The organism is Pseudoleptotrichia goodfellowii (assembly GCF_007990505.1).
Lineage (GTDB): Bacteria > Fusobacteriota > Fusobacteriia > Fusobacteriales > Leptotrichiaceae > Pseudoleptotrichia > Pseudoleptotrichia goodfellowii.
Window position 1 is genome coordinate 1,722,858 of the sequence record NZ_AP019822.1, and the last position, 24,162, is coordinate 1,747,019.

Annotated in this window: 25 protein-coding genes; 2 read left to right on the top strand and 23 right to left on the bottom strand. The window is 31.7% G+C overall.

Annotated features, from left to right (window positions below):
• Window positions 1-2 precede the first annotated feature (2 nt).
• From rsmD to FVE72_RS08495, 7 genes are all read right to left on the bottom strand, one after another.
• The gene (gene rsmD / locus FVE72_RS08465; protein WP_006807053.1) at window positions 3-563 is read right to left on the bottom strand and encodes a 16S rRNA (guanine(966)-N(2))-methyltransferase RsmD; all 561 of its coding nucleotides are present in this window, start codon (window positions 561-563) and stop codon (window positions 3-5) included.
• 14 nt (window positions 564-577) lie between these two features.
• Window positions 578-1,303: a hypothetical protein gene (locus FVE72_RS08470; RefSeq protein ID WP_146966539.1), complete on the bottom strand. Its 726-nt coding sequence runs from the start codon at window positions 1,301-1,303 to the stop codon at window positions 578-580.
• A 16-nt stretch (window positions 1,304-1,319) separates the two neighbouring features.
• Entirely contained in the window at window positions 1,320-2,342 is a 1,023-nt protein-coding gene (queA, locus tag FVE72_RS08475; RefSeq protein ID WP_006807045.1) for a tRNA preQ1(34) S-adenosylmethionine ribosyltransferase-isomerase QueA, read from the bottom strand.
• 27 nt (window positions 2,343-2,369) lie between these two features.
• Entirely contained in the window at window positions 2,370-3,302 is a 933-nt protein-coding gene (locus tag FVE72_RS08480; protein WP_006807048.1) for a hypothetical protein, read from the bottom strand.
• 116 nt (window positions 3,303-3,418) lie between these two features.
• A complete protein-coding gene (gene prmC / locus FVE72_RS08485) occupies window positions 3,419-4,522 on the bottom strand; it encodes a peptide chain release factor N(5)-glutamine methyltransferase (RefSeq protein WP_006807039.1) in 1,104 nt (367 codons plus the stop codon).
• Window positions 4,515-5,594, bottom strand: coding sequence for a peptide chain release factor 1 (gene prfA, locus FVE72_RS08490; protein WP_006807052.1), 1,080 nt, complete (start codon window positions 5,592-5,594; stop codon window positions 4,515-4,517). Before prfA ends, prmC begins: the two co-directional genes overlap by 8 nt.
• Before the next feature lie 54 nt (window positions 5,595-5,648).
• Window positions 5,649-6,191 (bottom strand): GNAT family N-acetyltransferase, encoded by a 543-nt coding sequence (locus FVE72_RS08495; protein WP_051411776.1) that lies wholly within the window; start codon window positions 6,189-6,191, stop codon window positions 5,649-5,651.
• A 129-nt stretch (window positions 6,192-6,320) separates the two neighbouring features.
• Between FVE72_RS08495 and FVE72_RS08500 the strand changes: the two genes are divergently transcribed.
• A complete protein-coding gene (locus FVE72_RS08500; RefSeq protein WP_006807043.1) occupies window positions 6,321-7,601 on the top strand; it encodes a bifunctional folylpolyglutamate synthase/dihydrofolate synthase in 1,281 nt (426 codons plus the stop codon).
• A 56-nt stretch (window positions 7,602-7,657) separates the two neighbouring features.
• Here FVE72_RS08500 and FVE72_RS08505 read toward each other — a convergent pair whose 3' ends face one another.
• Together FVE72_RS08505 and era are read right to left on the bottom strand one after the other, a co-directional pair.
• Window positions 7,658-8,254 carry a DUF4240 domain-containing protein gene (locus tag FVE72_RS08505; protein WP_006807040.1) on the bottom strand — a complete coding sequence of 199 codons (597 nt, stop codon included), beginning with the start codon at window positions 8,252-8,254 and terminating at the stop codon, window positions 7,658-7,660.
• Window positions 8,255-8,519: 265 nt separating this feature from the next.
• A complete protein-coding gene (gene era / locus FVE72_RS08510) occupies window positions 8,520-9,413 on the bottom strand; it encodes a GTPase Era (protein WP_026738003.1) in 894 nt (297 codons plus the stop codon).
• Between the two features lie 159 nt (window positions 9,414-9,572).
• Between era and gltS the strand changes: the two genes are divergently transcribed.
• Window positions 9,573-10,784 (top strand): sodium/glutamate symporter, encoded by a 1,212-nt coding sequence (gene gltS, locus FVE72_RS08515; RefSeq protein WP_408634660.1) that lies wholly within the window; start codon window positions 9,573-9,575, stop codon window positions 10,782-10,784.
• A gap of 388 nt (window positions 10,785-11,172) precedes the next feature.
• Here gltS and FVE72_RS08520 read toward each other — a convergent pair whose 3' ends face one another.
• The 14 genes from FVE72_RS08520 to FVE72_RS08585 form a co-directional block, all read right to left on the bottom strand.
• Complete coding sequence (locus tag FVE72_RS08520) at window positions 11,173-12,165, bottom strand: lipoate--protein ligase (protein ID WP_026738005.1); 993 nt, start codon at window positions 12,163-12,165, stop codon at window positions 11,173-11,175.
• Window positions 12,166-12,178: 13 nt separating this feature from the next.
• Window positions 12,179-13,927, bottom strand: a complete 1,749-nt coding sequence (gene lpdA / locus FVE72_RS08525) for a dihydrolipoyl dehydrogenase (RefSeq protein WP_026738006.1) — start codon at window positions 13,925-13,927, stop codon at window positions 12,179-12,181.
• Between the two features lie 14 nt (window positions 13,928-13,941).
• Window positions 13,942-14,976 carry a dihydrolipoamide acetyltransferase gene (locus tag FVE72_RS08530; RefSeq protein ID WP_026738007.1) on the bottom strand — a complete coding sequence of 345 codons (1,035 nt, stop codon included), beginning with the start codon at window positions 14,974-14,976 and terminating at the stop codon, window positions 13,942-13,944.
• Between the two features lie 14 nt (window positions 14,977-14,990).
• Entirely contained in the window at window positions 14,991-15,989 is a 999-nt protein-coding gene (locus FVE72_RS11325) for an alpha-ketoacid dehydrogenase subunit beta (protein ID WP_006807051.1), read from the bottom strand.
• Window positions 15,990-16,076: 87 nt separating this feature from the next.
• Window positions 16,077-17,042: a thiamine pyrophosphate-dependent dehydrogenase E1 component subunit alpha gene (locus tag FVE72_RS11330; protein WP_006807046.1), complete on the bottom strand. Its 966-nt coding sequence runs from the start codon at window positions 17,040-17,042 to the stop codon at window positions 16,077-16,079.
• A 258-nt stretch (window positions 17,043-17,300) separates the two neighbouring features.
• Complete coding sequence (rpsP, locus tag FVE72_RS08545) at window positions 17,301-17,573, bottom strand: 30S ribosomal protein S16 (RefSeq protein WP_006807066.1); 273 nt, start codon at window positions 17,571-17,573, stop codon at window positions 17,301-17,303.
• A 140-nt stretch (window positions 17,574-17,713) separates the two neighbouring features.
• The gene (locus tag FVE72_RS08550) at window positions 17,714-18,382 is read right to left on the bottom strand and encodes a hypothetical protein (RefSeq protein WP_026738008.1); all 669 of its coding nucleotides are present in this window, start codon (window positions 18,380-18,382) and stop codon (window positions 17,714-17,716) included.
• Between the two features lie 49 nt (window positions 18,383-18,431).
• On the bottom strand, window positions 18,432-18,821 hold the full coding sequence (locus FVE72_RS08555) for a hypothetical protein (RefSeq protein ID WP_026738009.1): 390 nt from the start codon (window positions 18,819-18,821) through the stop codon (window positions 18,432-18,434).
• A 249-nt stretch (window positions 18,822-19,070) separates the two neighbouring features.
• The gene (locus tag FVE72_RS08560; protein ID WP_026738010.1) at window positions 19,071-19,586 is read right to left on the bottom strand and encodes a flavodoxin family protein; all 516 of its coding nucleotides are present in this window, start codon (window positions 19,584-19,586) and stop codon (window positions 19,071-19,073) included.
• A gap of 4 nt (window positions 19,587-19,590) precedes the next feature.
• The gene (locus tag FVE72_RS08565) at window positions 19,591-20,835 is read right to left on the bottom strand and encodes a radical SAM protein (protein ID WP_026738011.1); all 1,245 of its coding nucleotides are present in this window, start codon (window positions 20,833-20,835) and stop codon (window positions 19,591-19,593) included.
• A gap of 10 nt (window positions 20,836-20,845) precedes the next feature.
• A complete protein-coding gene (locus FVE72_RS08570) occupies window positions 20,846-21,628 on the bottom strand; it encodes a HugZ family heme oxygenase (RefSeq protein ID WP_026738012.1) in 783 nt (260 codons plus the stop codon).
• A gap of 38 nt (window positions 21,629-21,666) precedes the next feature.
• A complete protein-coding gene (locus FVE72_RS08575) occupies window positions 21,667-22,434 on the bottom strand; it encodes an energy transducer TonB (protein WP_026738013.1) in 768 nt (255 codons plus the stop codon).
• A gap of 37 nt (window positions 22,435-22,471) precedes the next feature.
• A complete protein-coding gene (locus tag FVE72_RS08580; RefSeq protein ID WP_026738014.1) occupies window positions 22,472-23,353 on the bottom strand; it encodes an ABC transporter substrate-binding protein in 882 nt (293 codons plus the stop codon).
• A 26-nt stretch (window positions 23,354-23,379) separates the two neighbouring features.
• Window positions 23,380-24,162: an ABC transporter ATP-binding protein gene (locus tag FVE72_RS08585; protein ID WP_026738015.1), complete on the bottom strand. Its 783-nt coding sequence runs from the start codon at window positions 24,160-24,162 to the stop codon at window positions 23,380-23,382.

The following is a 24,162-nucleotide window of genomic DNA, read 5'->3' on the forward strand; positions in this document are numbered from 1 at the left end:
TTTTAATCATTTTCTTTTAATCTGTAAAAAGATATAATTTTCTTATTATAATCTCTTTCATCGTATTTTACAAAGTTTCCTATCGTATTTTCAAGTTTTTCATATGTGCTGTGCTCGGAAATTATTATTCCTTCTTCGCTTAAAATATTACTTTCGGATATTTTTTCTATTGTCTGAGCACTTATATTTTCTTTATAAGGCGGATCCATGAAAATTATATCAAATTTCTCATTTTTTCTGTCCAATATCTCAATAGCACGAAAAACATCATTTTTGTATGCTCTGCATTTATTTTCAAGGCTAAGATTATTTATATTTTCTATAATAATTCTAAGAGCTTCTTTATCCTGTTCAATCATAACAGCTCTTCCCGCTCCTCTGCTCAAAGCCTCTATTGCCATATTTCCCGTTCCCGAGTACAGATCAAGAAACTTCGCTTCCACGACCTGCTCTCCTATTATACTGAATATAGCTTCTTTTATCCTTTCGAGAGTAGGTCTTGTTTCTCTACCTTCCCTTGACTTTATTTTCCTGTTTTTTAACATTCCGGCAGTAATTCTCATTTAATACCTCTGATTTATTTAAAATTTATTGTCATTTTACCGTCCAAAGCGACATTTCCCTCTAATAACTCATAATGTTCTTTTTGTGAGTTTTCGCTTACATTTTTAAAAACATAGTTTTTATAAATAATACTGTCTATTTTTATTCCCGACTTATTGTATACATTAATATACAGTATTTTCGTTTTATTTTTATCTATAAAATTATTTACCAAATCAAAACTGAAATTAATTTTTTTATTAATTTGAAATTCAGTATTTACGAGATTATAATTTACAGTCAGTCTTCCTGTTTTTTGAGGCTCTATCGTATGAGTAACAGCAAACCATTCACGCTGAATATTATCAGAACTCTGATTATCATATATATTTTCCGAAAAATTTATAACCGCTCTTGAATTTTTATTTTTTTTAAAATCCGAAACAAATTTTATATTTTCAATATATTTTTGCGATTTATCATTTACCGTACTTTGATCAAGCCAAAACATAAACGTGGACTTTACATTTACATCCCCTGTATTTTGAAAAGTATACAGGCTCTCGACTTTTATTTTTCTGTCCTTTTCAATAGTGATATTCAAATCTTCTCTTTTTATAACAAGAGTTTCAGGTTTTACTATTTTCAGACTTCCTACAGATAAAAAACGTGTTTTCTCTATATTTTCCGAAAATGACAATACACTGAAAATTAAAAATACAAATATCGAAATAATTATTTTAAAATTCTTTTTTGACATATAAACTCCTGATTATTTAGTATATAAACATAGAATCTCCGAAACTGTAAAATCTGTATTTTTCTCTGACAGCTTCTTCGTATGCACTAAAAACAAACTCTTTTCCGCCGAATGCCGATATAAGCATTATAAGTGTTGACTTTGGCAGATGAAAGTTGGTAATTATCGCATCAACTATTTTAAATTTATAATCTCCGTAAATAAATATACTTGTTTCCGACTCATTTTCAATTAATTCGCCTTTTTCATTTACGGAGGATTCCAGTGTTCTCACTGATGTAGTTCCCACAGCAATGACACGATTTCCTTTTCTTTTAGCATTATTGACGATTTCTGCAGTTTCTTTAGGTACCCAATATTTTTCACTGTGCATTATATGTTCATGTATGTTTTCAGTCTGAACAGGTCTGAACGTACCGAGCCCCACATCAAGAAAAACTTCAGCGATTATTATTCCTTTTTCCTTTATCTTTTCAAGAAGTTCTTCTGTAAAATGAAGTCCCGCAGTGGGAGCTGCCACAGACTCTCCTTCTTTTGCGTAAACTGTCTGATATCTATCTTTATCTTCAAGTTTTTCGGTAATATATGGAGGTAAAGGCATCTCCCCGAGTTTATCAAGTATTTCTTCAAAATTTCCTTTGTAATTAAATTTCAAAACTCTGTTCCCGTCAGATTTTATCTCAATAAGCTCGGCTTCCAGCATATTTTCAGAAAAAACGATTTTTTGCCCTATTTTAAGACGTTTAGCAGGTTTCAGTAAAACCTCCCAAGTATATAAATCATATCTTTTCAGCAAAAAACACTCCAGTACCGTTCCTGTATCTTTTCTTCCGTAAAGCCTTGCCGGAATAACTTTTGTGCGATTTATTACAAGTACATCGTCTTTTTTCAAATAATCTATAATATTATAAAATCTTTTATGTTCTATTTCTTTTTTTTCTTTATTCAATACAAGTAATTTTGAATGATCTCTCGGATTAACAGCGTGTTGTGCTATTAATTCCTCCGGCAAATCAAAATCAAATTCAGCAATATTCATATTTTCTTTTCCTTTTTACAATTTTTATTATCTCACCTGAAAAGTTTTATAAGTGTCCACTCTTTTAAACCATCCCGGCAACCATTTTCTTTCGTGCTGTCTTGAATTATTAACTCTTTTTTCCAATACATATTTAGCCGAATCACTAAACTCTATCAAAGCACTTTTTCCTGTTTCGTTTCCTCTCATATTTTCCAGAACCTGCCTGAGCCCCCACCCATTAGTGTCGGATATTCCTTCTCCTTTAAAGTTTACGTAATCTATCAAAGCATACATTCCGTTAGGTGAATTTGCCACTCTGTAAAACTGCTTTCTCACATTTTCACTGTTGGCAGAAGCATTCAACATTTTATCAAGGGAATCTTCAAGTCTTTCAAATATAAATAATATTTGAGTATCTCTCGTTCTGTCAAAGAAATCTATCAGCTCTATTATATCCCTGTCTCCGTTTTCTTTTTTTCTCAACAGTTCACTTCTGCTCTTCCAGGGAGATCCTGTATTCTCCTCAAGTATTCTTGGTAATTTTATCCCCTGTGATCTGTAAAAAGAAACCATTTGAGGAAAACTTTCTGCATAAGGTCCTCCAAGGCTTGATTTATACCATATAAAGTGACCTATCCCCAACGAAGGAAAATTCTCTCCTGCATTCCAGTCAACAAGATTTTCTACAGTCCCTCCTGTTTCATTTTTAAATATCTGATTTGCAATGGTCATTAATTCCCCTTGGGTTATATTCAAAGAAAGTCTGCTTTTCATTTTACCGTTTAACGACTTTCCACCTTTGTTATCAGTTTTTCTCATATTCATTAAATCATATTCTTTATTGTTATAATAATCTTTTATAATATTTTCCAATTCATTTGATGCACCGAATGTCAAGCCTGATAAACTTAAAATCGCAATAAACAAAAGCATTTTACCGATATTGTTTTTTCCGATATTAATTTTATTTTTTTGCACTCTTTTCCCTCCTATTCTTTATTTTGTAAAATCTCGTTACCCTTTATATCCTGACTGCCTCGCAATCTTCAGCTGCAAGAATGCAAGGCAGATTTTATTATTTTAAATATTTTCATCTAAGATTCCAATTTTTGTCCTGTTACTACACGTCCTATATTTTGCATGTCTTTTATTATATTTACATTTTTATAACCTGTTATTTCCATTATTTTTTTCACAGTTTCAGCCTGTTTATAGCCGGTTTCAAAAAGCATATATCCTCCATTACGAAGATATTCTTTCCCTTGAAAAGATATTTCTCTGTAAAAATACAACCCTTCATCTTCTGCAAATAAAGCCTCATCTGGCTCATGAAGTAAAGTGTCTTCGGACATAACTTTCGTTTCATCGCTTGCAATATAAGGTGGATTGGATATTATCATATCAAATTTTTTATACTCAATATTTTCAAATAAGTCCGACTTAAAAAATTTTATATTTTCAGCATTCAATAAGCTTTTATTTTTCTCGGATATTTCAAGTGCCTTATCTGAAATGTCCGTTCCCATAATTTTAGAGTCGGGTATTTCCAATGCAAGGGTTATCCCTATAGCTCCGCTGCCCGTACCTATATCAAGGATTTTCGGAGTTTCCGTTTTTTCGCTTCTCAAAGTTTTTATTGCTTCTTCTACGAGTACTTCCGTATCCTGTCTCGGTATCAGAACACCTGTATTTACATAAAATTTTCTCCCGTAAAACTCTTGCTCATTGAGCAGATATTGAACAGGAAATTTTTCTTTCCCGACTTTTTGAATAAAATTACGGATTTTATCTGTTTTTTCTTTATCAAGGTTCTCTTTATACTTCGTAAAGAGCAACATTCTGTCTATTTCCAAAACATGAGAAAATATAATTTCTGCTATTAATTTTGCTTCATTTATATTATTTTTTTCTAAATATGACACACTTTTGTCAATTAAGCTCTTCAAATTCTCGGAATTTCCCTCAAAAATTTCTTTATCCGATATCTCATTATTTTGAGTCGTTATTTCATTAAGTTTTTCTTTTATCCTTGCAATATCTCCGTCAGACAATACTTTTTCAAAATTTGCATAAAGCATAATCCGTTCAATACCGAGTATTTGAGAAAAAACAGTTTCTGTTACTATTCTCGCATTTTTTATATTTTTCTTTTCCAGATAATTAATTGATTTATTTAATATATCCAGTAAATTATTCATTATCACCAACAGCTTTCAGCAATTCAGCCTGATCATAAGCAATAAGTGCATCTATCATCTCGTCAAGATCACCGTCAAGAACTCCTTCCAATCTATGTAATGTAAGTTTTATTCTGTGATCGGTTACTCTTCCCTGAGGGAAGTTGTACGTTCTTATTTTTTCAGAACGGTCTCCGCTTCCTACTTGGGATCTTCTTTCACTTTCTACTTCTTTTCTCTGTTTTTCATATTCCATTTCGTACAATTTTGAAGCAAGGACTTTCATTGCCGCTTCTCTGTTTTTTATCTGGGATCTTCCGTCTTGGGAAGTTACAACAAGTCCTGTAGGCAAGTGTGTTATTCTTACTGCCGAATCTGTAGTATTTACGTGCTGTCCTCCCGCTCCGCTCGATCTGTACGTATCTATTTTCAAGTCACTTTGATTTATTTCCACTTCATTTACATCTTCTATTTCAGGCAGAACTGCGACAGTTATTGTAGATGTATGTATTCTCCCTGAAGCCTCTGTAGCCGGAACTCTTTGCACTCTATGAACTCCGCTCTCAAATTTCAACCTTGAATAGGCTCCATTTCCTTTTATTAAAAACGTAACTTCTTTAAGTCCACCGACACCTATTTCACTTTTATCTATTATTTCCGTTTTCCATCTGTTTCTTTCAGCGTATCTCGTGAACATTCTGAAAACATCGGCAGCAAATAGAGCCGCTTCATCTCCTCCTGCACCTGCTCTTATTTCCATTATGACGTTTTTATCATCATTAGGATCTTTAGGCAACAGCAATATTTTTAGCTCTTCTTCCAATCCCGGAATTTCTTCTTCTATTGTATGAATTTCTTCCAGCATCATTTCTTTCATTTCCGGATCTTTTTCGGCTTTCAAATCTTCTTTCAGGCTTTCCATTTCTTCTTTTCTCGATTTATAATATGTATATTTTTTTACTACTTCATCAATACTGTTTAAAGCCTTATTATACTCCATTATTTTTTTCGGGTCTGATATAACTTCAGGATCCATAAGTAATCTTGTCAATTCTTCGTGCTTTAAAACAACATCATCCAATTTTTGAAACATATATAATTTCAACTCCTATTTTTAATTTTTCTAATTATTGTATCATATTTTCGCTTATTTTTCAAAGTTATCTTGAACCTTTTCATTTAAGTCGATCGAATTTTTAATTATAATTTTATAAATACAACTATTATCAAAAATTTCCATTAATTTACCGTTATTATATTCTATAACCTTTTTTGAAGCTATGTTATCTTTATTACAAGTTATTATAACATTTTCAGTATCTTTAAAAAATTTCAATGCGTTTTTTAAAAGTTCTTTTCCGTATCCTTTTCTTCTATATTTATCAGAAATAAAATAACCTATATTCCCTCCTTTTTTCTTAAGTTTTTCCGATAAAACCAAGCGAATCTTTACAAGTCCTATTATTTCCCTGTCTTTTTCAACCCAATAAACTGTTTGAGGCACTCTTTCTTCACTGATTTTTCTGTTTTTATCTCTTATCAATTCCTCTATAATCGTTCTGAAATCATTAAAATCCTTAGGCACCTTTATACGAAAACCGTTTTCATTTTCTTTTTTTCTACTTTTTAAAAACAAAAATTCCTTATATCCATCATTTATTGAAACTTCTCTAAAATTCAAATTAGTCATTGTTCCCTCCTAATTTTAATTACTTCTCTTTAAAATATTTTATCATATTTCTGTATTTCTTTAAAATAGAAAAAGTGATATAATTTTAATCGAAAATTATATCCAAGCAAAAGGGAAAGTGAGAAATAAATGAACATAGACACTATTCTGAAAGAAATTTTCAGTTTCAGAGCAACTAAAAGACGTGAGAATATTGATGATTTAAAATTAATATATGATCTATTAGGAAAACCCTGTAAAAATAATAAAATCATACATATTGCAGGAACAAACGGAAAAGGCTCTACTGCTTCTTTTATAGAAAATATTCTAACTGCAGCAGGCTACAGTGTCTGCAAATTTACATCGCCTCACATTTTGAAATATAACGAAAGAATCGTTTCCGATAAAAAGATGATTACTAATGAAGAAATTTTGCAAAACTACAGTATAATCAAAGGCACTGTAAGCAATTATAACAAAAGCGGCTCTAATGAAATTAATCTTAATTTTTTTGAAATAACAACATTTATAGCTTTACTTTATTTTCAAAAGCAAAATCCTGATTTTATAGTTCTTGAAACAGGACTTGGAGGTAGACTTGATGCTACAAACATTGTCGATTCAAACATTTCCGTTATTACAAATATTACATTCGATCATGTAAATATTTTAGGAAATACTTTACAGCAGATTGCTTATGAAAAAGCGGGAATTATAAAAAACGGAGAATTATGTATTTATTCCGATAATCTTCCCGAATTGAAGAAAGAGATAGATAAAAAAACTTCTAAAGCTATAAATGTTATTGAAAAGTATAAAAATATTGAAATTGAGCTGGACAAGAAAAATTATAAAACTGTTTTGTACTTTGAAAACAAAAGGTTTATTCTTCCTTTATTCGGAAAATTTCAGGCATATAATTTCTTAATTGCTTATGAGATTGCGAAAATTTATAATATTCACGACAAAGTTATTCAAAAAGGACTTGACAACGTTTATTGGCCTGCAAGATTTGAATTTTATTCAAAAAATCCCACAATCATACTGGATGCGGCTCACAATGACGACTCGATAAAAAAATTGTCGGAAAATCTGAAAGAACTTTACAAAAAAAACGAAGTAATCATTATTACTTCGCTACTTCAAACAAAAGACTTTAAAGCTGTATTTTCGGAACTTCAAAACATTTCCGATAAAATATTTATTACTTCCTTAAAAAATGTTGCCTACGGTCTTACATCTCAAGAAATAAAGGACAAAATGAAAGAATTAAATATTTCCGTCGAAAACATTATTTTTGAAGATGATATTAATAAAGCATATAAAGAGTCTTTGAAACTTTTAAATAATACTATTTATAATTTTAAAGCTATTATTGTATGTGGCTCTTTTTATGAAATTTCGGAATTTGAGAAAATAGTGTTATAATTTAAAAATCACGGTTATAACTGTTCTTTCCAATCATCTAACCGTGATATATTTTTCTAATTTTCTTCAATATAAAGTCTTTCAAACAATTTTGGACATATTTTTTTCATAGATTTCGGTACTTTTTCGCACCATGTAAATCTGAGCTTAGGATAATCAGTGTCAATATATCCTATTTTCTCTTTATAACTGTCAAATTCATCTAAATACTTTTCAAATATTTCTTCAAATGCTTCAATTCTGTTTTTTTTGCCGAATGCGTCAACTGCCACAAAGAAAAAATCTTCGTTTTCATAAAAATCTTGAATAAATTCATCTTCATTGGAATTTTCTATATAATTTATTAAATTATCAGGATTTTTGATTACATCATTGTAAATTTTTTCCCCTTGTGAAATAAGCCATAATCTGAAAAAATCAAAACTGTCTTCCCCTGTGTCCCCATTTACAAGATACGATGCACACCAAAGTTTTTCATTATAAGACTCAAGCATTATTTCGTCCACTATTATGCCGAAACTGAATATTTCCTCATTAGCTTTATCCGTTAAAGCATCTGTCAAATAACTCATCACTTCAAAATCATCTTTGTATTTTTTTCTGGCACCATTAACATATTCCCAGAAATTTTCCCTTGTCATTTTTAATTCCATATCATACTTTCTTCTCCTTTCTTTCAATTTATATGTATTCGATTTTTGTTTTTATATTATCGGTTTACAGGACATATTGTAATAATCGGAGATTTGATAAGTAAGTTTATTTCGAGTAGTTATCTTCTTTCAATATATTATATCATATAAAATTAAAAAAACAATGATTTATATAAAAAAATCATCGTTTTTTCGCTATTTTCTTTTAACCCTAAACTTAAATTATTTATGTTTATAAATTTAAAAGTTTAATATAAAATTTTCGTTATTTTTTCTTTTTTATTTTATATCCCATTTCATTTAAGAACTGCTTATCTTTTCGCCATTTTTTCTTTACTTTTACCCATAATTTAAGATTTACTTTCAAATCTATCAGGGCTTCTATTTCTTTTCTGGCTTCTATTCCTATTTTTTTCAGGAGAGCCCCGTCTTTTCCGATTATTATTCCTTTCTGGCTGTCTCTTTCCACATATATATTCACTTCGTATTTTCTTATATCTTTTTTTGTTTCTACATCTGTTATTTCTACGGCTACACTGTGCGGTATCTCATCTTTTGTATTGTGAAGTATCTTTTCTCTGACAGTTTCCACTACGATTTTATTTACAGGAAGGTCCGTATAATAATCTTCGGGATAAAACCACACATCACTCGATAAATATTTTTCGGCAACTTCAAATATTTTGTGTACTCCTATAGCGTATTCTGCCGTCAATGTTATAATATCTGCAAATTCTCCCAATTTTTCTTTTATTTCAGTTTTTTTCTCCTCAATTTCTTCATTGCTCATTTTGTCTATTTTATTTATAACAACTATTACAGGCGTTTTTGTTTCTCTTATATGTTCATTTACAAATATATCTCCTGTGGATATTTCTTTCGTTCCGTCAAGCATAAACATTATAAGGTCGACATTGCTTAAAGTTTCCAATGCTATTTCCGTCATATGCTCACCTAATAAATGTTTCGGCTTATGTATCCCCGGAGTATCCACAAAAATATACTGATTTTCTCCGATATTCACAATACCTTTTATCTGATCTCTCGTAGTTCCCGCTTTATCCGATACAATCGCCACTTTTTCTTTCACAAGTTTATTCATCAATGTAGATTTTCCGACATTAGGCCGCCCTACAATAGCTATAAATCCCGATTTCATAATTTCCGAATTTCCTTTCATATCTATTTGCTTTTAGTATATTATAGCACAGATAACAAAAACTGTAAAAATCTATTTGAAGTTTTTTGATATATATAGTATAATTTGAAAATATATTTTTAAAAGGATGTGATTATTATAATTACTATTAAACTTGATATGATACAGGCTATGGGATTAGCCGTTATTCTTTTAATAATCGGAAGAAAGCTGAGAAGTAAAATCAGTTTTTTTGAAAAATACTGCATACCTTCTCCTGTAATAGGAGGGTTAATTTTTTCAATAATTTCTTTTATCATTAGACAATATAATATTGCAACTGTTCTATTTGACACTACCTTACAAAGTTTCTTTATGATAATGTTTTTTACAAGTGTAGGTTTTAATGCAAGTGTCAAGGTCCTCAAAAAAGGCGGAAAAAAGGTGTTTATATTTTTAATTGCAGCTGTTGTTTTATGCGTATTTCAAAATGCAGTTGCTGTTATTATTTCAAAATTTGTAGGAATTCATCCGTTACTTGCACTAATGACAGGATCAACACCGATGACAGGAGGACACGGAACTTCTGCAGCTATTGCTCCTACTGTTGAAAGTCTCGGAATAAAAGGAGCAGGGGCTGTTGCTATTGCTTCGGCTACATACGGACTTCTTGCAGGCTCAATATTGGGAGGTCCTATAGCAGACAGCCTTATAAAGAAACACAATCTTCTGCCTAAAAATGAAGCTGCAGATAAAACTCAGAAAGAAGAAAATTATGAAAAAGATATTGACGAAAATCTTAAAAAGAAACTTCAGCCTATTCTTGATGGCGAGAAATTTTCGAGAGCTTTCTTTCAAATACTGATAGCAATGGGAATCGGCTCTTATTTATCTTTATTTATAGACTGGATGATGCCTGAAATGCACTTCCCTGTGTATATAGGTCCTATGATTGTCGCCGCAATTATAAGAAATATCTCGGACAATACTAATTTAATCGACTCTCCTACAAAAGAAATAAGTATTTTGGAAGATGTAGCATTAAATTTATTTTTAGCTATGGCTTTAATGTCTATGAAATTATGGGAATTGATAGATTTGGCAGGCCCTATGATTATTCTTTTACTTGCTCAAACTGTATTAATCTATATATATCTTAATCTTGTTACATTTAAGGCAATGGGATCTGATTATGATGCGGCAGTAATAGTTTCAGGACATTGCGGATTCGGATTGGGAGCTACTCCGAACGGTATTTCCAATATGAAATCCGTATGCGAAAAGTACAAGTATTCAAAAATAGCATTTTTCGTAGTTCCTATTGTAGGTGCGTTGTTCATTGACTTTGTTAATGTGAGTATTATTACAGTGTTTATAGGTTTCTTTAAATAAAAATTTATGAGGGCTCATTGCCGCCCTCATACTCCCGCTACCCGGTTCTCCGCGACTTCGTCGACTCCGAAAATGCGGGATTTTTTATTGATATTCATAGATTAATCTTAAATTAACTATAAAGTACATTCTTATTCTCCTATTATGTAATTTCATTAATAAATCATCTTTATCCTTTTTATTTTCCCCGACATTAAAATTTTACTTTGAGAAATACGAACGGAACTTCATAAAAACAACTGTTTGAACAAGGATTTTCAATCCGAAGCGAGTTTGTTGTTTTTATAGTGAAGTGAGTACATTTCGAGTTAGTAAAATTTTAGTCGGACTTTTTTTGCTGCTTTTTTACTAAAAAAGCAGGGGGAATCACTTCCCCCTGATAATTATATTATTCTACTATTGCTTCAACTATCTCATCTAACGTAAATCCTGCAAAATATTCTTTTATATCCACATCTTTCAATCTTTCTTTTATATCTTCAGAAGTGTATTTTGCGTCAACGAGTTTTTCTTCGATCTCTGACAAATCTTCTTTTGTACCGAAGAAATCACCGTAAAACTTGATACTTTTTATTTTGGAATTTACTACATTGGCAAAAATCTGAATTTTTCCGAAAGGAAATCTTTTTCCTCTTGTTATATTATATTCAGGAGATTGTCCGTAAACCCAATCCCAGTTTCCGTGTTTTTCTTTGGAATTTTTTTCAATTATATCAAGTTCTTCTTTACTTAATTTATATTCTTTTATTTCAGGATAATGTTTTTTCATATATCCCATTAATTTATCCGCAAATTCTTCCACAGTAATTTTTTCTTTCAAATGAGGAAGTATATTTGTAACTCTGCTTCTAACCGACTTTACACCTTTAGATTCAATTTTATCTTTGGAAACTTTAAGTGCATCTCCCAACACACCCAGGTTTACATCAAAGAGTAAACACCCGTGGTGCATTACTCTTCCTTTTATATATGCCTGTGCATTTCCACAAAATTTCTGTCCGTCTATTTCCAAATCGTTTCTTCCTGTAAAATCGGCTTTAACGCCTAATTCTTTCAATGTTTCTATAACAGGAACCGAAAATTCTTTGAAGTTAAATTCATCTCCCTTATTCACATTGGAAATAATAGTGTAATTCAAGTTATTCAAATCGTGATAAACAGCTCCCCCACCTGAAATTCTTCTCACAACGTGAATTCCGTGCTCCTTTATATACTCCGAATTTATTTCTTCAATCGTATTCTGATATTTTCCTACAACTATTGTAGGCTCATTTATCCAAAGTATGAAAATCTGATCATAATCTTTTAAATTCTTAAAACAGTATTCTTCCAATGCTATATTATAAGCAGGATTATTCGATTTATTAACAACGTATATCATTTTTTAATCCTTTCTATTTCTTTTTAGGCAAGTGTATAGCTTCTCCCAACACATCTGCACATGCTTCAAACAGAGCTTCCGAGAATGTAGGGTGTCCGTGTATAGTTTTTATTACTTCATCTACTGTGATTTCCATTGCCATTAGTGATGATGCTTCATTTATAATTTCTGCTGCTGATTGTCCTACAATGTGTACTCCCAATATTTCTCCGTATTTCTTATCAGCAATAACTTTAACAAATCCTGTAGTATCTCCCGAAGCTAATGCTCTTCCATTTCCTACAAATGCAAATTTTCCTACGCTTATATCGTATTTTTCTTTTGCCTGTTCTTCTGTCAATCCTACCATTCCTACTTCAGGAATTGTATAAATTGCCGAAGGTGTTGTTTCAAGTTTAGTTTCTCTGTGATTTCCTAAAATCGCATTTTCAGCCGCAATTTCTCCCATTCTGAATGCTGCATGAGCCAACATTTTTATTCCGTTTACATCTCCCGGTGCATAAATTCCTTTTATGCTTGTTTCCATAAATTTGTCGACTTTTATTTTTCCTCTTTCCATTTCAAGGTCAAGTTCTCCGACAGCTTCCAAATCAGGCACTCTTCCTATGGATAATAATGCTTTTTCAGCAATTACATCTTCTTTTCCTTCCAATTTAATTACAAGTTTATCTCCCTGATCGATGATTTCATTGATTTTTGAAGATGTAAGTATTTTCATTCCTTTTTTCTCTAATGCTTTTCTTAATGTTTCCGAAGCCTCTCTGTCTACTCCCGGAACTATTCTGTCCATCATTTCTATAACTGTAACTTCACTTCCGAATGACATATATGCCTGTCCCAATTCAACTCCGACTACTCCTCCACCGATTACGACAAGAGATTTTGGAAGTTCTTTCAAGTCAAGTATATCATCACTTGTAAGTACTCTTTTGCTTTCAATTCCCGGTATATTTACAGAACCTACTTTTGATCCTCCTGCAAGGATTATTTTGTCAGTTCTCAATACTTTTTCTCCGTTTACTACAACATCTTTATCTTTATTTATTTTTCCTACACCTTTAAAGATTTTTACGCTGTTACTTTTTAATAATCCCTGAACTCCGTTAGTCAATGTTTTGACTATTTCATTTTTAAGGCTTATTACTTTAGGCATATCCACTTTGAATTTTTCACTTTCCAAAATAATTCCTCTTTTTGCGGACATTTCTATTCCTTCGATTATTTCCGCATTTTTAAGGAAAGTTTTTGTTGGGATACATCCTCTGTTCAAGCATGTTCCTCCAAGCTCACTTTTTTCAACTACCGCTATTTTTCCGCCTAATTGAGCTGCTCTGATTGCCGCAACATAACCTGCAGGCCCTCCTCCGATTACTACTACGTCAAATTCATCTTCGCCTTTTTCAGCTTTAGCAGCAGGTTTAACTTCTTCAGATTTAGTTTCTTTTTGCACAGGTTCGGCTTTTTGAGGTGCAGATTCACTTGCCGGAGCTGCACTCGGAGCATCTCCCGCAGGAGCTGCTTCTCCTTCTGCACCAATATATCCGATAACTTGTGTTACCGGTACAGTTTCTCCTTCTCCTTTTAATATTTTAATTAAATATCCCGATTCTTCGGCTTCCAATTCCATACTTGTTTTGTCGGTCATAATTTCAAGCAGAATTTCTCCCGCTTCAACTTTATCCCCTTCTTTTTTATTCCATTTTATTATCTGCCCTTCAGTCATATCTATTCCGGCTTTAGGCATTATAATTTCAGTTGCCATTCAATTCACTTCCTTTACACTAACATTGATATAGGATTTTCCAATAATTTTTTCAGATCCTGCATGAATTTTGCCCCTGCAAGTCCGTCTACTACTCTGTGATCTATTGTCAGACTTAAAGTCATAATAGGTCTTACTACGATTTCCCCGTTTACTACAACAGGTTTATCTACTGTTCCCGCAACTCCCAATATAGCCGAGTTAGGCTGATTTATAATAGGATTGAAACTTTGAACTCCGTACATTCCCAAATTACTTATAGTAAATGTACTTCCTGACTGTTCGGCAGGAGAAAGTTTCATTGCAAGAGCTTTTGATACTATTTCTTTAGAGTTTACAACCAGTTCGGACAATGACATTTTATCCGCATTTTTTATTACCGGTACAAGAAGTCCGTCATCCATTCCCACTGCTATTGCCAAACTTACGTAATTATGGAAAATAATCTGACTTCCGTCTTCGGATAAACTCGAATTTATATATTTGTGTTTCATTAATGTTTTTACTACTGCAAATGCTACTATATCTGTAATAGTAACTTTTTTACCTGTATTTTCCAATATTGTATCCAATATTTTCGTTCTTAATGCTTTTATTTCAGTCATATCTATTTCATAATTCAACGTAAACGTAGGTGCAGTGAAATAGCTTTCCGACATTCTCTTGGAAATTACTTTTCTCATAGGCGACATAGGTATCATTTCTATATCTTCTTCTGTAACCTGTTTTGCTTCCACTGTTTTAGGCACTTCATGTCTTATGAGTTCTTCTTTTTCCTGAGGTTTTGCAATCAATTTCAATATATCATCTCTCATTATTTTACCGTTATGACCGCTTCCGACTACATTATCCAAATTTATGTCATAATCTTTAGCTATTTTAGCGGCAAGAGGCGATATATGAATTCTTTTTTCATAATTGAAAATTTCTACATCTTCTTTATGAACTCTGCCTTTTGCTCCACTTCCCTGAACTCTGAAAAGATCTACTCCAAGTCTTTTAGCCAGATTTCTTGCAGCGGGTGTGGCTCTCAATTTATCATTTTCCATATTTTCACCTTCTACTATTGTTTATTCATTACTTTATGAATTGCATTTTTTATTTTTTCAACACTCGGTACTATAGCAGTTTCAAGTGTATGGTTATAAGGAACAGGCACATCTTCCGAAGCCAATCTTACGATAGGACTGTCAAGAAAATCAAATGCGTCGCTTTCGCAAATCATTGAAGCTATTTCTCCGATGTATCCGTTTGTTTTATGAGCATCGTTTACAAGAATCACTCTTCCTGTTTTCTTTACTGAATTTAAAATTAACTCTTTATCCAAAGGAATCAATGTTCTCGGATCTACAACTTCTACGCTTATTCCTTCTTTTTCCACTTCTTCAGCAGCTTTCATAACTCTTTCAAGCATTCTTCCGTATGTTACTATTGTTATATCGCTTCCTTCTTTTTTAATTTCCCCTTTTCCTAAAGGAATGACAAAGTCCGGATCAAGAGGTACTTCGCCTTTCATATTGTACTGTGCTTTATATTCCAAAAATATTACAGGGTTGTTATCTCTAATAGCCGATTTCAAAAGCCCTTTCACATCTGCAGGTGTTCCCGGTGCTACGACTTTCAATCCCGGTATATGACAGAACCATGACTCCAATGATTGCGAGTGTTGTGCCGCAGATCCTACTCCCGATCCCGCTGCACATCTGAATGTTACAGGTACCTGTCCCTTTCCTCCGAACATATATCTTGTTTTTGCAGCCTGATTTACTATATTATCCATCATATATACTATAAAATCCATAAATGTCACATCGACAATAGGTCTTAATCCTGTCATTGCAGCACCTATAGCTGTTCCTGATATTGCCGATTCTGAAATAGGAGTATCTTTTATTCTTTCAGGACCGAATTCTTCAAGCATTCCTACTGATGTTCCGAAATCCCCTCCGAATATTCCTACATCTTCTCCCATTAAAAATATATTTTCATCTCTTCTCATTTCTTCAGACATTGCTGTTATTATTGCTTCTTTTACAGTCATTAACTTTGTTTGATCACTCATTTTCTTTTTTCCTCCTACGTGATTTCTAACGTGATTTCTAAAGTTGTTTCTTTTTATTTTCTGATACTTTTCCTCACAAACCGCATTTTAGTCGGCATAAATATCTTCAAAAGCCGATTCGATAGTCGGCTCAGGGCTGTTTTTTGCAAATTCTACCGCATCTTCTATTTTCTGTTTTGAAATCTCATCCAATTTATCCAATTCTTCCTGAGTTGCTATTTTATTTTCAACTAAATATTTTCCGAATTTAAGTATAGGATCTTTTTTCTTCCATTCATCCACTTCTTCTTTTGTTCTGTATTTTCCAGGATCCGAACTCGAATGTCCGAACCATCTGTATGTAACACTTTCTATTAATACAGGTCCGTTTCCTTCTCTTACGTATTTTACAGCTTCTTCAAATTTTTTATAAACTTCAAGAACGTCATTTCCGTCTTCTATAAAGTATCCCGGTATTCCGTATGCAGCAGCTCTCTCATATATATGCTCAGTATTCATAACTTTTTTTATGGAAGTGCTGATTCCGTATCCGTTATTTATAGAATAGAAAATAACAGGTACTTTCCAGACTGAAGCCAAGTTCAATGTTTCATGAAAACTTCCTTCATTTGTAGCTCCGTCTCCGAAAAAGCATACGACTATTTTTCCTGTCTTTTTAACCTTTTGTGTATATGCGGCTCCGACTGCTATTCCCTGTCCTCCACCGACAATTCCGTTAGCACCGAGATTTCCGTTTTCAAGGTCGGCAATGTGCATAGATCCGCCTTTTCCTTTACATGTTCCTGTAGCTTTTCCCATTATTTCAGCCATCATTCCGTTAAGGTCTATCCCTTTTCCTATAACCTGACCGTGTCCTCTGTGATTGGATGTAATAATATCATCAGGATTTAAAGCTGACAAAGCTCCTATGTTTGCAGCTTCCTCACCTACCGATAAATGTGTCATTCCCGGTACCATACCTCTTTTTACAAGCTGGTTTACTTTTAAATCGAAATTTCTTATGTCCAGCATCAATTCGTACATGTTCAACAATCTGTTTTTAGAAAGTTCCATTTTCTTCCTCCATTATAAATTTTGACTAATTTGAAAACATCTTACTCAATTTTTTTAATATGATTTTATTTTTTACTTTCATATTATAAAATTTAAGTATCAAAATATTTTACTATACAAAATAATTTTACCACATATTTTCCATTAAAACAATAGTTTATCCCTTGTGAAAATAAGAATTTAACAAAACTAAAAAAAACGACAGTTATATTGCTTGACTGTCGAATTTTCCTCCATAATTATTACTCTTTTTGATTTTTATTTTTTCTTTTTAGTCGCCTGAAACTTCTCCCATACGCCTGCTTTAGTTAAAATACTTTTTACAGTTTCTGTAGGTTGTGCTCCGTTAGAAAGGAATCTCAATATTTCTTCTTCTTTCAAAACTACCTGTTTATCTTCTTCAACTAAAGGATTGTATGTTCCCAAATAAGCTATTGCTTTACCGTCTCTTTGTGTCAATGCTTCCATTGCAGCTATTCTGTAAAAAGGAACTTTTTTTCTTCCCAATCTTGTTAATCTTAATTTTACCATTTTAAATTTACCTCCGAATTTTTCTTATGTGATTATTATACACAATCAAAAAAAGTTTGTCAAGTATTTTTTCTTTACAACTTGTACTTAGTTCAAATTAAAAAATATATTCTTATCTAATTATTTTTCATAATTACTTATTAATACTTAATTGTAATTGTTTTATCAGGGTTAATTCTTGCTTTCTCATAAAGCTCTTTTCTTTCATTATATTTTTCAAAGTTTTTTCCGACTTTTTGATTTTCTGTATAAGGATTATCTCCTAAACTCGAATGTATTGGAATTCCCAATCCTGGAACTACAATATCAAAATTCATTATTACTTTCTCAAAATTATCATCGGCATAAAAACTGTACCCTTCATAGCCTGATCCCCGACCTTCATCATAATAGATATAGTTATGATATTCCACTTTGATAATATTTTTTAATTCGGTCTTATTTTTCTTATCGTAAATAATCGCTTTATTATTTTCTACCAGTTCAGCTATTTTATTTTTCAAATTGTATTTTACAGCCTCTTTATCTGTGAGTGTATTTTTTAACTTATTCAATTTATTTGTGTTATCACTGTTATAAAGATTTAACAACTCATTTTTATTCATTATTACATTGTAATTTTCCAATTTTAAAGTGACACTATTTTTACTATCTATAGAAATTGAGTTTAATTTTATATTTCCCATAACTTTCAAATTCAGTTCTTTATATCTTTTTTTACTTTTTTCATATGTTCCCTTTACAACTGTTTCTGAAAAAGCCTGTATTGACAATATTAAAGTCATCAGTACTATTATAATTTTTTTCATTATTTTTTATCCTCCGTTTTTTATGAATATCTTTCCATTTACTTGAATTTTATTTCAATGTCAATTTTAAAAATCCTATCGTTGTCATCAAAATAAAGTTTATTATTAATGCTAATATTACTGCTATAAAAAGATAATTTCCTAAAATCTGCATATAGGCTGTTAAAACTAAAAATATGTTAATTAAAAAAGCTATCAAAAATACTGTATAATTAAAAGTCAATACTACTTCAGTATCTTCACTTATAATATCTACTTTTAATTCATTGCTTTTCATCATAAAATTTTCATACACCCTTAAAGTATTTTCCCCTGAATCGACTTGAATTTCCTGTTTTCCCTCTGATAACAATATTGACTTTTCTCCGTTTATTTTCAAATGAAGATCGCTGCTTTTCATTCCCGGTATCGTTTTATAATTTAAAATTACCTTCGACATAAAAATTTTCTCCTCTAATTATCTTTTTGTTTTTATTATAACAAACTTCTTTAAGTTTTTCTATTTTATTTTTTTGATAAATTTATTATTTATACAAAAAAATCGAGAAATATTTTCCATATAAAATATATTTCGGGATTATAATAATTATAGTTAAAAAATGGAAAGAATTTATTAAAGCCGACCCCTAAAAAATAATAATACAAAAAGATACCGCTATTTTCAGACGGTATCTTTCTTTATTTTTTCTTAAAATCCTTCAAAAGCTCTTTTTGCATTTTCAAAGTCTTCCTCATTGGGATGTTTAGCTGCTTCAGCCCAACGTTTTTCAGCTTCGGGCGTTGCCGCATGATGTCCTGTCATTCCTTCGGCTGTCATTTTTCTGAATTTATCCAGAAGTTTCGGATCTATCGCTCCACGGCATATAAACTCTCTTTCTACTTTATTGCCGTTTTCTTCAAGAAAAGTCTTAACTTTCTCAAGACATCTTTTGGCATGGTCAGAATCAGGCTTTGCTCCCAATGTCCCGAAAGCTCCGACAGTCTTATTTTTCACTTTTGCCATAAATTTTTTCATTCTTTCGTCAGCATCGCCTTTATCTACCCAGTAACCGAATATTATTTTGTCGAATTTTTCAAAGTTCTCTGTTTTTTCAACTTCCGATACATTTTTCAGTTCTTTTTCGCCGCTTATTGCCTCAAATACAGCTTCAGCTACTTTTTTAGTATTTCCTGTCAATGTCGAATATACAACCAATGTACTCATATATCTAACCTCCCAAACATATTTTTATAACTTCACTGTCTATATTGTTTCCCCAGAATAAACCGTCAACAGTTATCTCATAACGGTCATCATACAGCTTTAAGTATTTCTTTTCATCAAATATTTTAAACAGATTATGTATTTTGTCAAATACTCCTTCGAGTATGTATTTTTTTATTTCTGAAAAATAAACAACAGGATATTGTAATAATCCGCTTAAAGTTTTAAGTTTCCTTTCTTCTTCGGAAGCTGCCATAAAAAACTGTTTATCAGGACTCATTCTGAATATATCAAAATTACCCAATTTCCCTCCTGCCCCTACTCCTATGGGAAGAGTGTCCGTCTGAGAATTTAAAAGTTTTATATATTTATACTTATCTCCGTTTTTTCTTACGATTTTCGTGTGTTCCAATATTTCGTAATCTCCTTTGGAAAGCAGTCTTTTAACGAAAGCATTGTGGAGTTTTCTGTCTGTTTCCAGTTTATAATCAAGTTCCAGTCTGTTTTCTTTTATATCTTTGGACATTTTTGATCCGTCAAATATTATAAGCGAATAAAAACTCGAACTGTCCAGTTTCAAATCTGCAATAATATCTGCATCTTCAGTTGCTTCCTCTACTGTTTCTTCAGGATAATTATAAATTATGTCAATGCAGACAAGCCCGTCAAAATTATCTTTTACTTTTTTCAGCCTTTTTACGGTTTCCTCTTTGGTGTATGTTCTGTTCAAAGTGTCCCGACCTTTAGGCGAAAAAGACTGTATTCCTATACTTAGTCTGTTCACTCCGTTTTTTTGCAGAATTTCCAATTTTTTATCATTAAGATTATGCAATGTACTTTCAAAAGTGAACTCATAATCTTCGGTAAAATTATAATTTTGTTTTATACACTTCAATATTTTTTCAATTTGATGCTCACGTAATATTGTAGGAGTCCCTCCTCCGAAAAATGCTGCATCCAGCTTTTTGCTTTTCATATAATCGGTTTTTCCGTACTTTTCAAATTCTTTAATCAGAAAGTCCGTATAATCTTCCAAATCATTATCCAACTGTTTTCTGTTAAGATTACAAAAAGAACATATTTTATCACAATAAGGAATATGGACGTACATTGCTCCTTTTTCCTCTTTTGCCTTTGTCATAAGCATTTTTTCCACTTCTGTAGGCGGAACGGGTCTTTTCATATGCCCGAAGTGCTGTAAAATAATCCCTCCTACATCATGATGCGATTTAAAACGTTGACTGAACATAACTTTCTCCTTATTTTTCCTTATGCCCGTAAACATGACCGTCTTGAGTTATATGTTTTATCTCTCCGTTTTCAGCTATATCATAAGCTTTGCCTATTCCTTTAATATATCTTCCTTTTATAAGTTTCAGTTTTACGAGGTAAAAATCTTTCATAGTACGTGTCATTTTTATAAGGCTGTCTTTTTGCTGAAATTCATCCATAATCTCTTCAAATTGAGCATTTCTTTCGAGAAATTCTGCAACGGCTTTGTATCTGACTCTTGTTCTTGCAGAAATCATTTTGGATTTTTCTTCATCTTCTATAAACAGCACTTCAAGTTTTCCGTTATTTTTCAGATTATCAAAATGATCTCCTGTTGTACTTATAAAAATATAGTCATCTCCTCTAAATCTTAAAAACGGAGCATAAGTAACATTAGGTTCTCCATCTTCAGTTACTGTTCCCAATATAACCGACTTAAATTTTCTTATAAAGTCATTTATTTCGATTTTTATTTCTTCTTCCTGTAAATGACTTTTATCTTTGTATCTTTCAGGAGCGGGAATTCCTAATTCTTTTCTTGCTATTTTCGCCATTTTTACCATTTCGAGGTGCATATGCTCAAATTCAGTTCTTTTTGTAAACTTCACTTTTACATCTTCATTCCCGTTTACATGCAATGTCATTTCTTCTTCGTTTACATCTATTAATCTTGCTTCTTTTACATCATCTCTTTTATTAAAATAACGCACATATAATGCAAGTACATCGTTATGATCTTCATTCATATGATTTAAAATTCTGTCTTTCATTCTTTCACCTTTTCTTTTATATTTTTTGTCTTTTCAATTTATCTCGGATTAAATCGGAACGGCTTTGTTATAGTACATTTCAATGTTTCGGGATTTTTTATCCTTACTTTTATTCTGCTTGCCGACTTCTTCGCTTCACTTTGAAATATACCGTTTCCTCCTGAAACTCCTATAACTGAAACATTTCCGTTACTGTTAAAATTAAGTCTTACATTTACTACAACAGTATTTTTCGTTCCAAGTCTTTCTGCTGCAACGGGATACTGTAAATCGGGATTATACACAACTGTAAAGTCTATCCCTTCACGGCACACATTTCCGTTATCTCTGCTATGTCCTGTCGTATTTCCTTTTTTAGCAGATTCAGTATTTTCTGAGACTCCTGTACTTCGTGCTTCCTTGCCTTTACTACCCGAACTTTCTCCTGAAGACTGACTGACTGAATTATTTTGATGACTACTGTTATTATTATTTATTACAGCATTTTCATTTCTTGTATTTTCAGTTGTTTTATTATCAGTATGATTATTCTGAATTTTGTTTATCGGCACATTATTCTGTTTTATTTCGGGCTTATTGGCATTAAACTCTTTTATTTCAGGTTTTTGAGCTGTTATTACTTCCTCTTTATGAGCTTTCTGTTTATTTTTATCGGAACTTTCTTCGCTCAAATTTTCCGAAACAAAATTATCCAGATTTACAGTTATAGTTTCATTCGTATCTTTTCCAGTATTTTGCGACAAAACAAAAGCAGGTATAAACAAAATACCTATATTTAAAATTATTGAAGCAATATAAAATTTCATGTTATACCTCTACTCTAAAATAAATCCGATAAATTTATCAGTTTTTTTCCGTTTTTTCATAAACTTCGGCAATATGATCCACTATTCTCGGAGATCCTCTTAAAACCTGATTGGAATCTAAAACTATAAATTTTCTGTTTTTTATTGCCGATACATCTTTAATTTGAGGATTTGCTTTTACTATTTCCTCGGGATTTTTTACCAAAGTCAGAATTACATCGGGATTTTCTTTTATTAAAAATTCAGGAGTCAAAATAGGACTGTTTCCCGGCATATTATCCGATATATTTTGTATATTAAGCAGTCGCATAATACTGTCGGGCAAAGTACCTTTTCCGAACACTCTCATCGGTGCCGAAGATAGTATAAATACACCTTTTTTCTCTTTTGTTTCAAGTTTTTTTATATTTTCCAGTTTTTCTTTTTTTTCGGCAATTATTTTTTCGGCTTCTTTTTCTTTTCCAAGCATTTTCCCTATTTCCTGAAAATTAGTAAAAACTTCGTCTATGGAATTTGCTCCGACCTTTTTCAGTTCTATATTATTGGACTTCAATACTTCTTCAAAGCCCTGAGGAACATAGAAAGCTGATGCTATAACCAAATCAGGCTTTAAAGACAAAACTTTTTCTACCGAAACATTTGTAAATGTTCCTACACTTTCCAATTTTTCAGTTTTTTCTTCAGGCCATATTTTTGATCTTTGAAGTTTTGCAATTCCGACTATTTTATCTTCGGAATTAAGTAAATAAAACATTTCAACTACTGCAGGGTCCATAACTATTATTCTTTTATATTTGGAGTTTTCCGTTTCGCTTTTATTATCGCTTTTTTCTTTTTTGGAGCATGAAACTATTACTGAAAGTAATAAAAAAAAGAAAAGAAAACCTTTTTTTACAATTTTGTTTTTTATATTTATCATAAAAACTACCTCCTTCAATGGGTATTTTATAATTTTTTAGGTATTACGTAATAATTATCGTTATATTTTGCTATTTCACACTGAAAACCGTATATTTCATGAAAAATTTCAGGCTTAAAAAGTTCTTCGGGAGTTCCTCTGTATCTTATCTTTCCGTTCTTTAAAAATATAAGATTATCACAATACATAGAAGCCAGATTCAGATCGTGCATTACCATTATTCCTGTCATATTTTCATTTTTTACAAAATTAAAAACGAGTTTCATTATTTCCAACGCATAATTCATATCAAGAGCGGAAGTAGGCTCGTCAAGCATTATAATTTCAGTATCCTGAGCAAGTGCCCTTGCAAGCAGAACTCTTTGAAATTCTCCTCCCGACAATGAAAATATATTTCTCTGTCTGAACTTTTCAAGTTCAAGTTTTTTCATTACTTCATTTACTTTTTCATCATCTTCTCTGTCAAAACCTGCCCATTTATTTTTCATATAAGGCACTCTGCCCATATAAACCACTTCTTCTACGGTCATAGGCATGGAAAGAGAGGATTTTTGAGGAACAAAACTCAATATTTTTGAAAGTTCCTCCTGCCTGTAATCTTTCAGCTTTTTATTCTGCAATTCCACTATTCCGCTCTGAGGAAAAAGATATTTCAATATTATTTTCAGAAGAGTGGACTTACCGCAACCGTTAGGTCCGAGTATTCCCGTAAACTCCCCTTTTTTTATATTCAGATTTATTCCGTTCAAAAGAAGTTCTTTTTTATCATAAGAAAAATTTATGTTTTCGGTATATATGTCCGTTTTCAT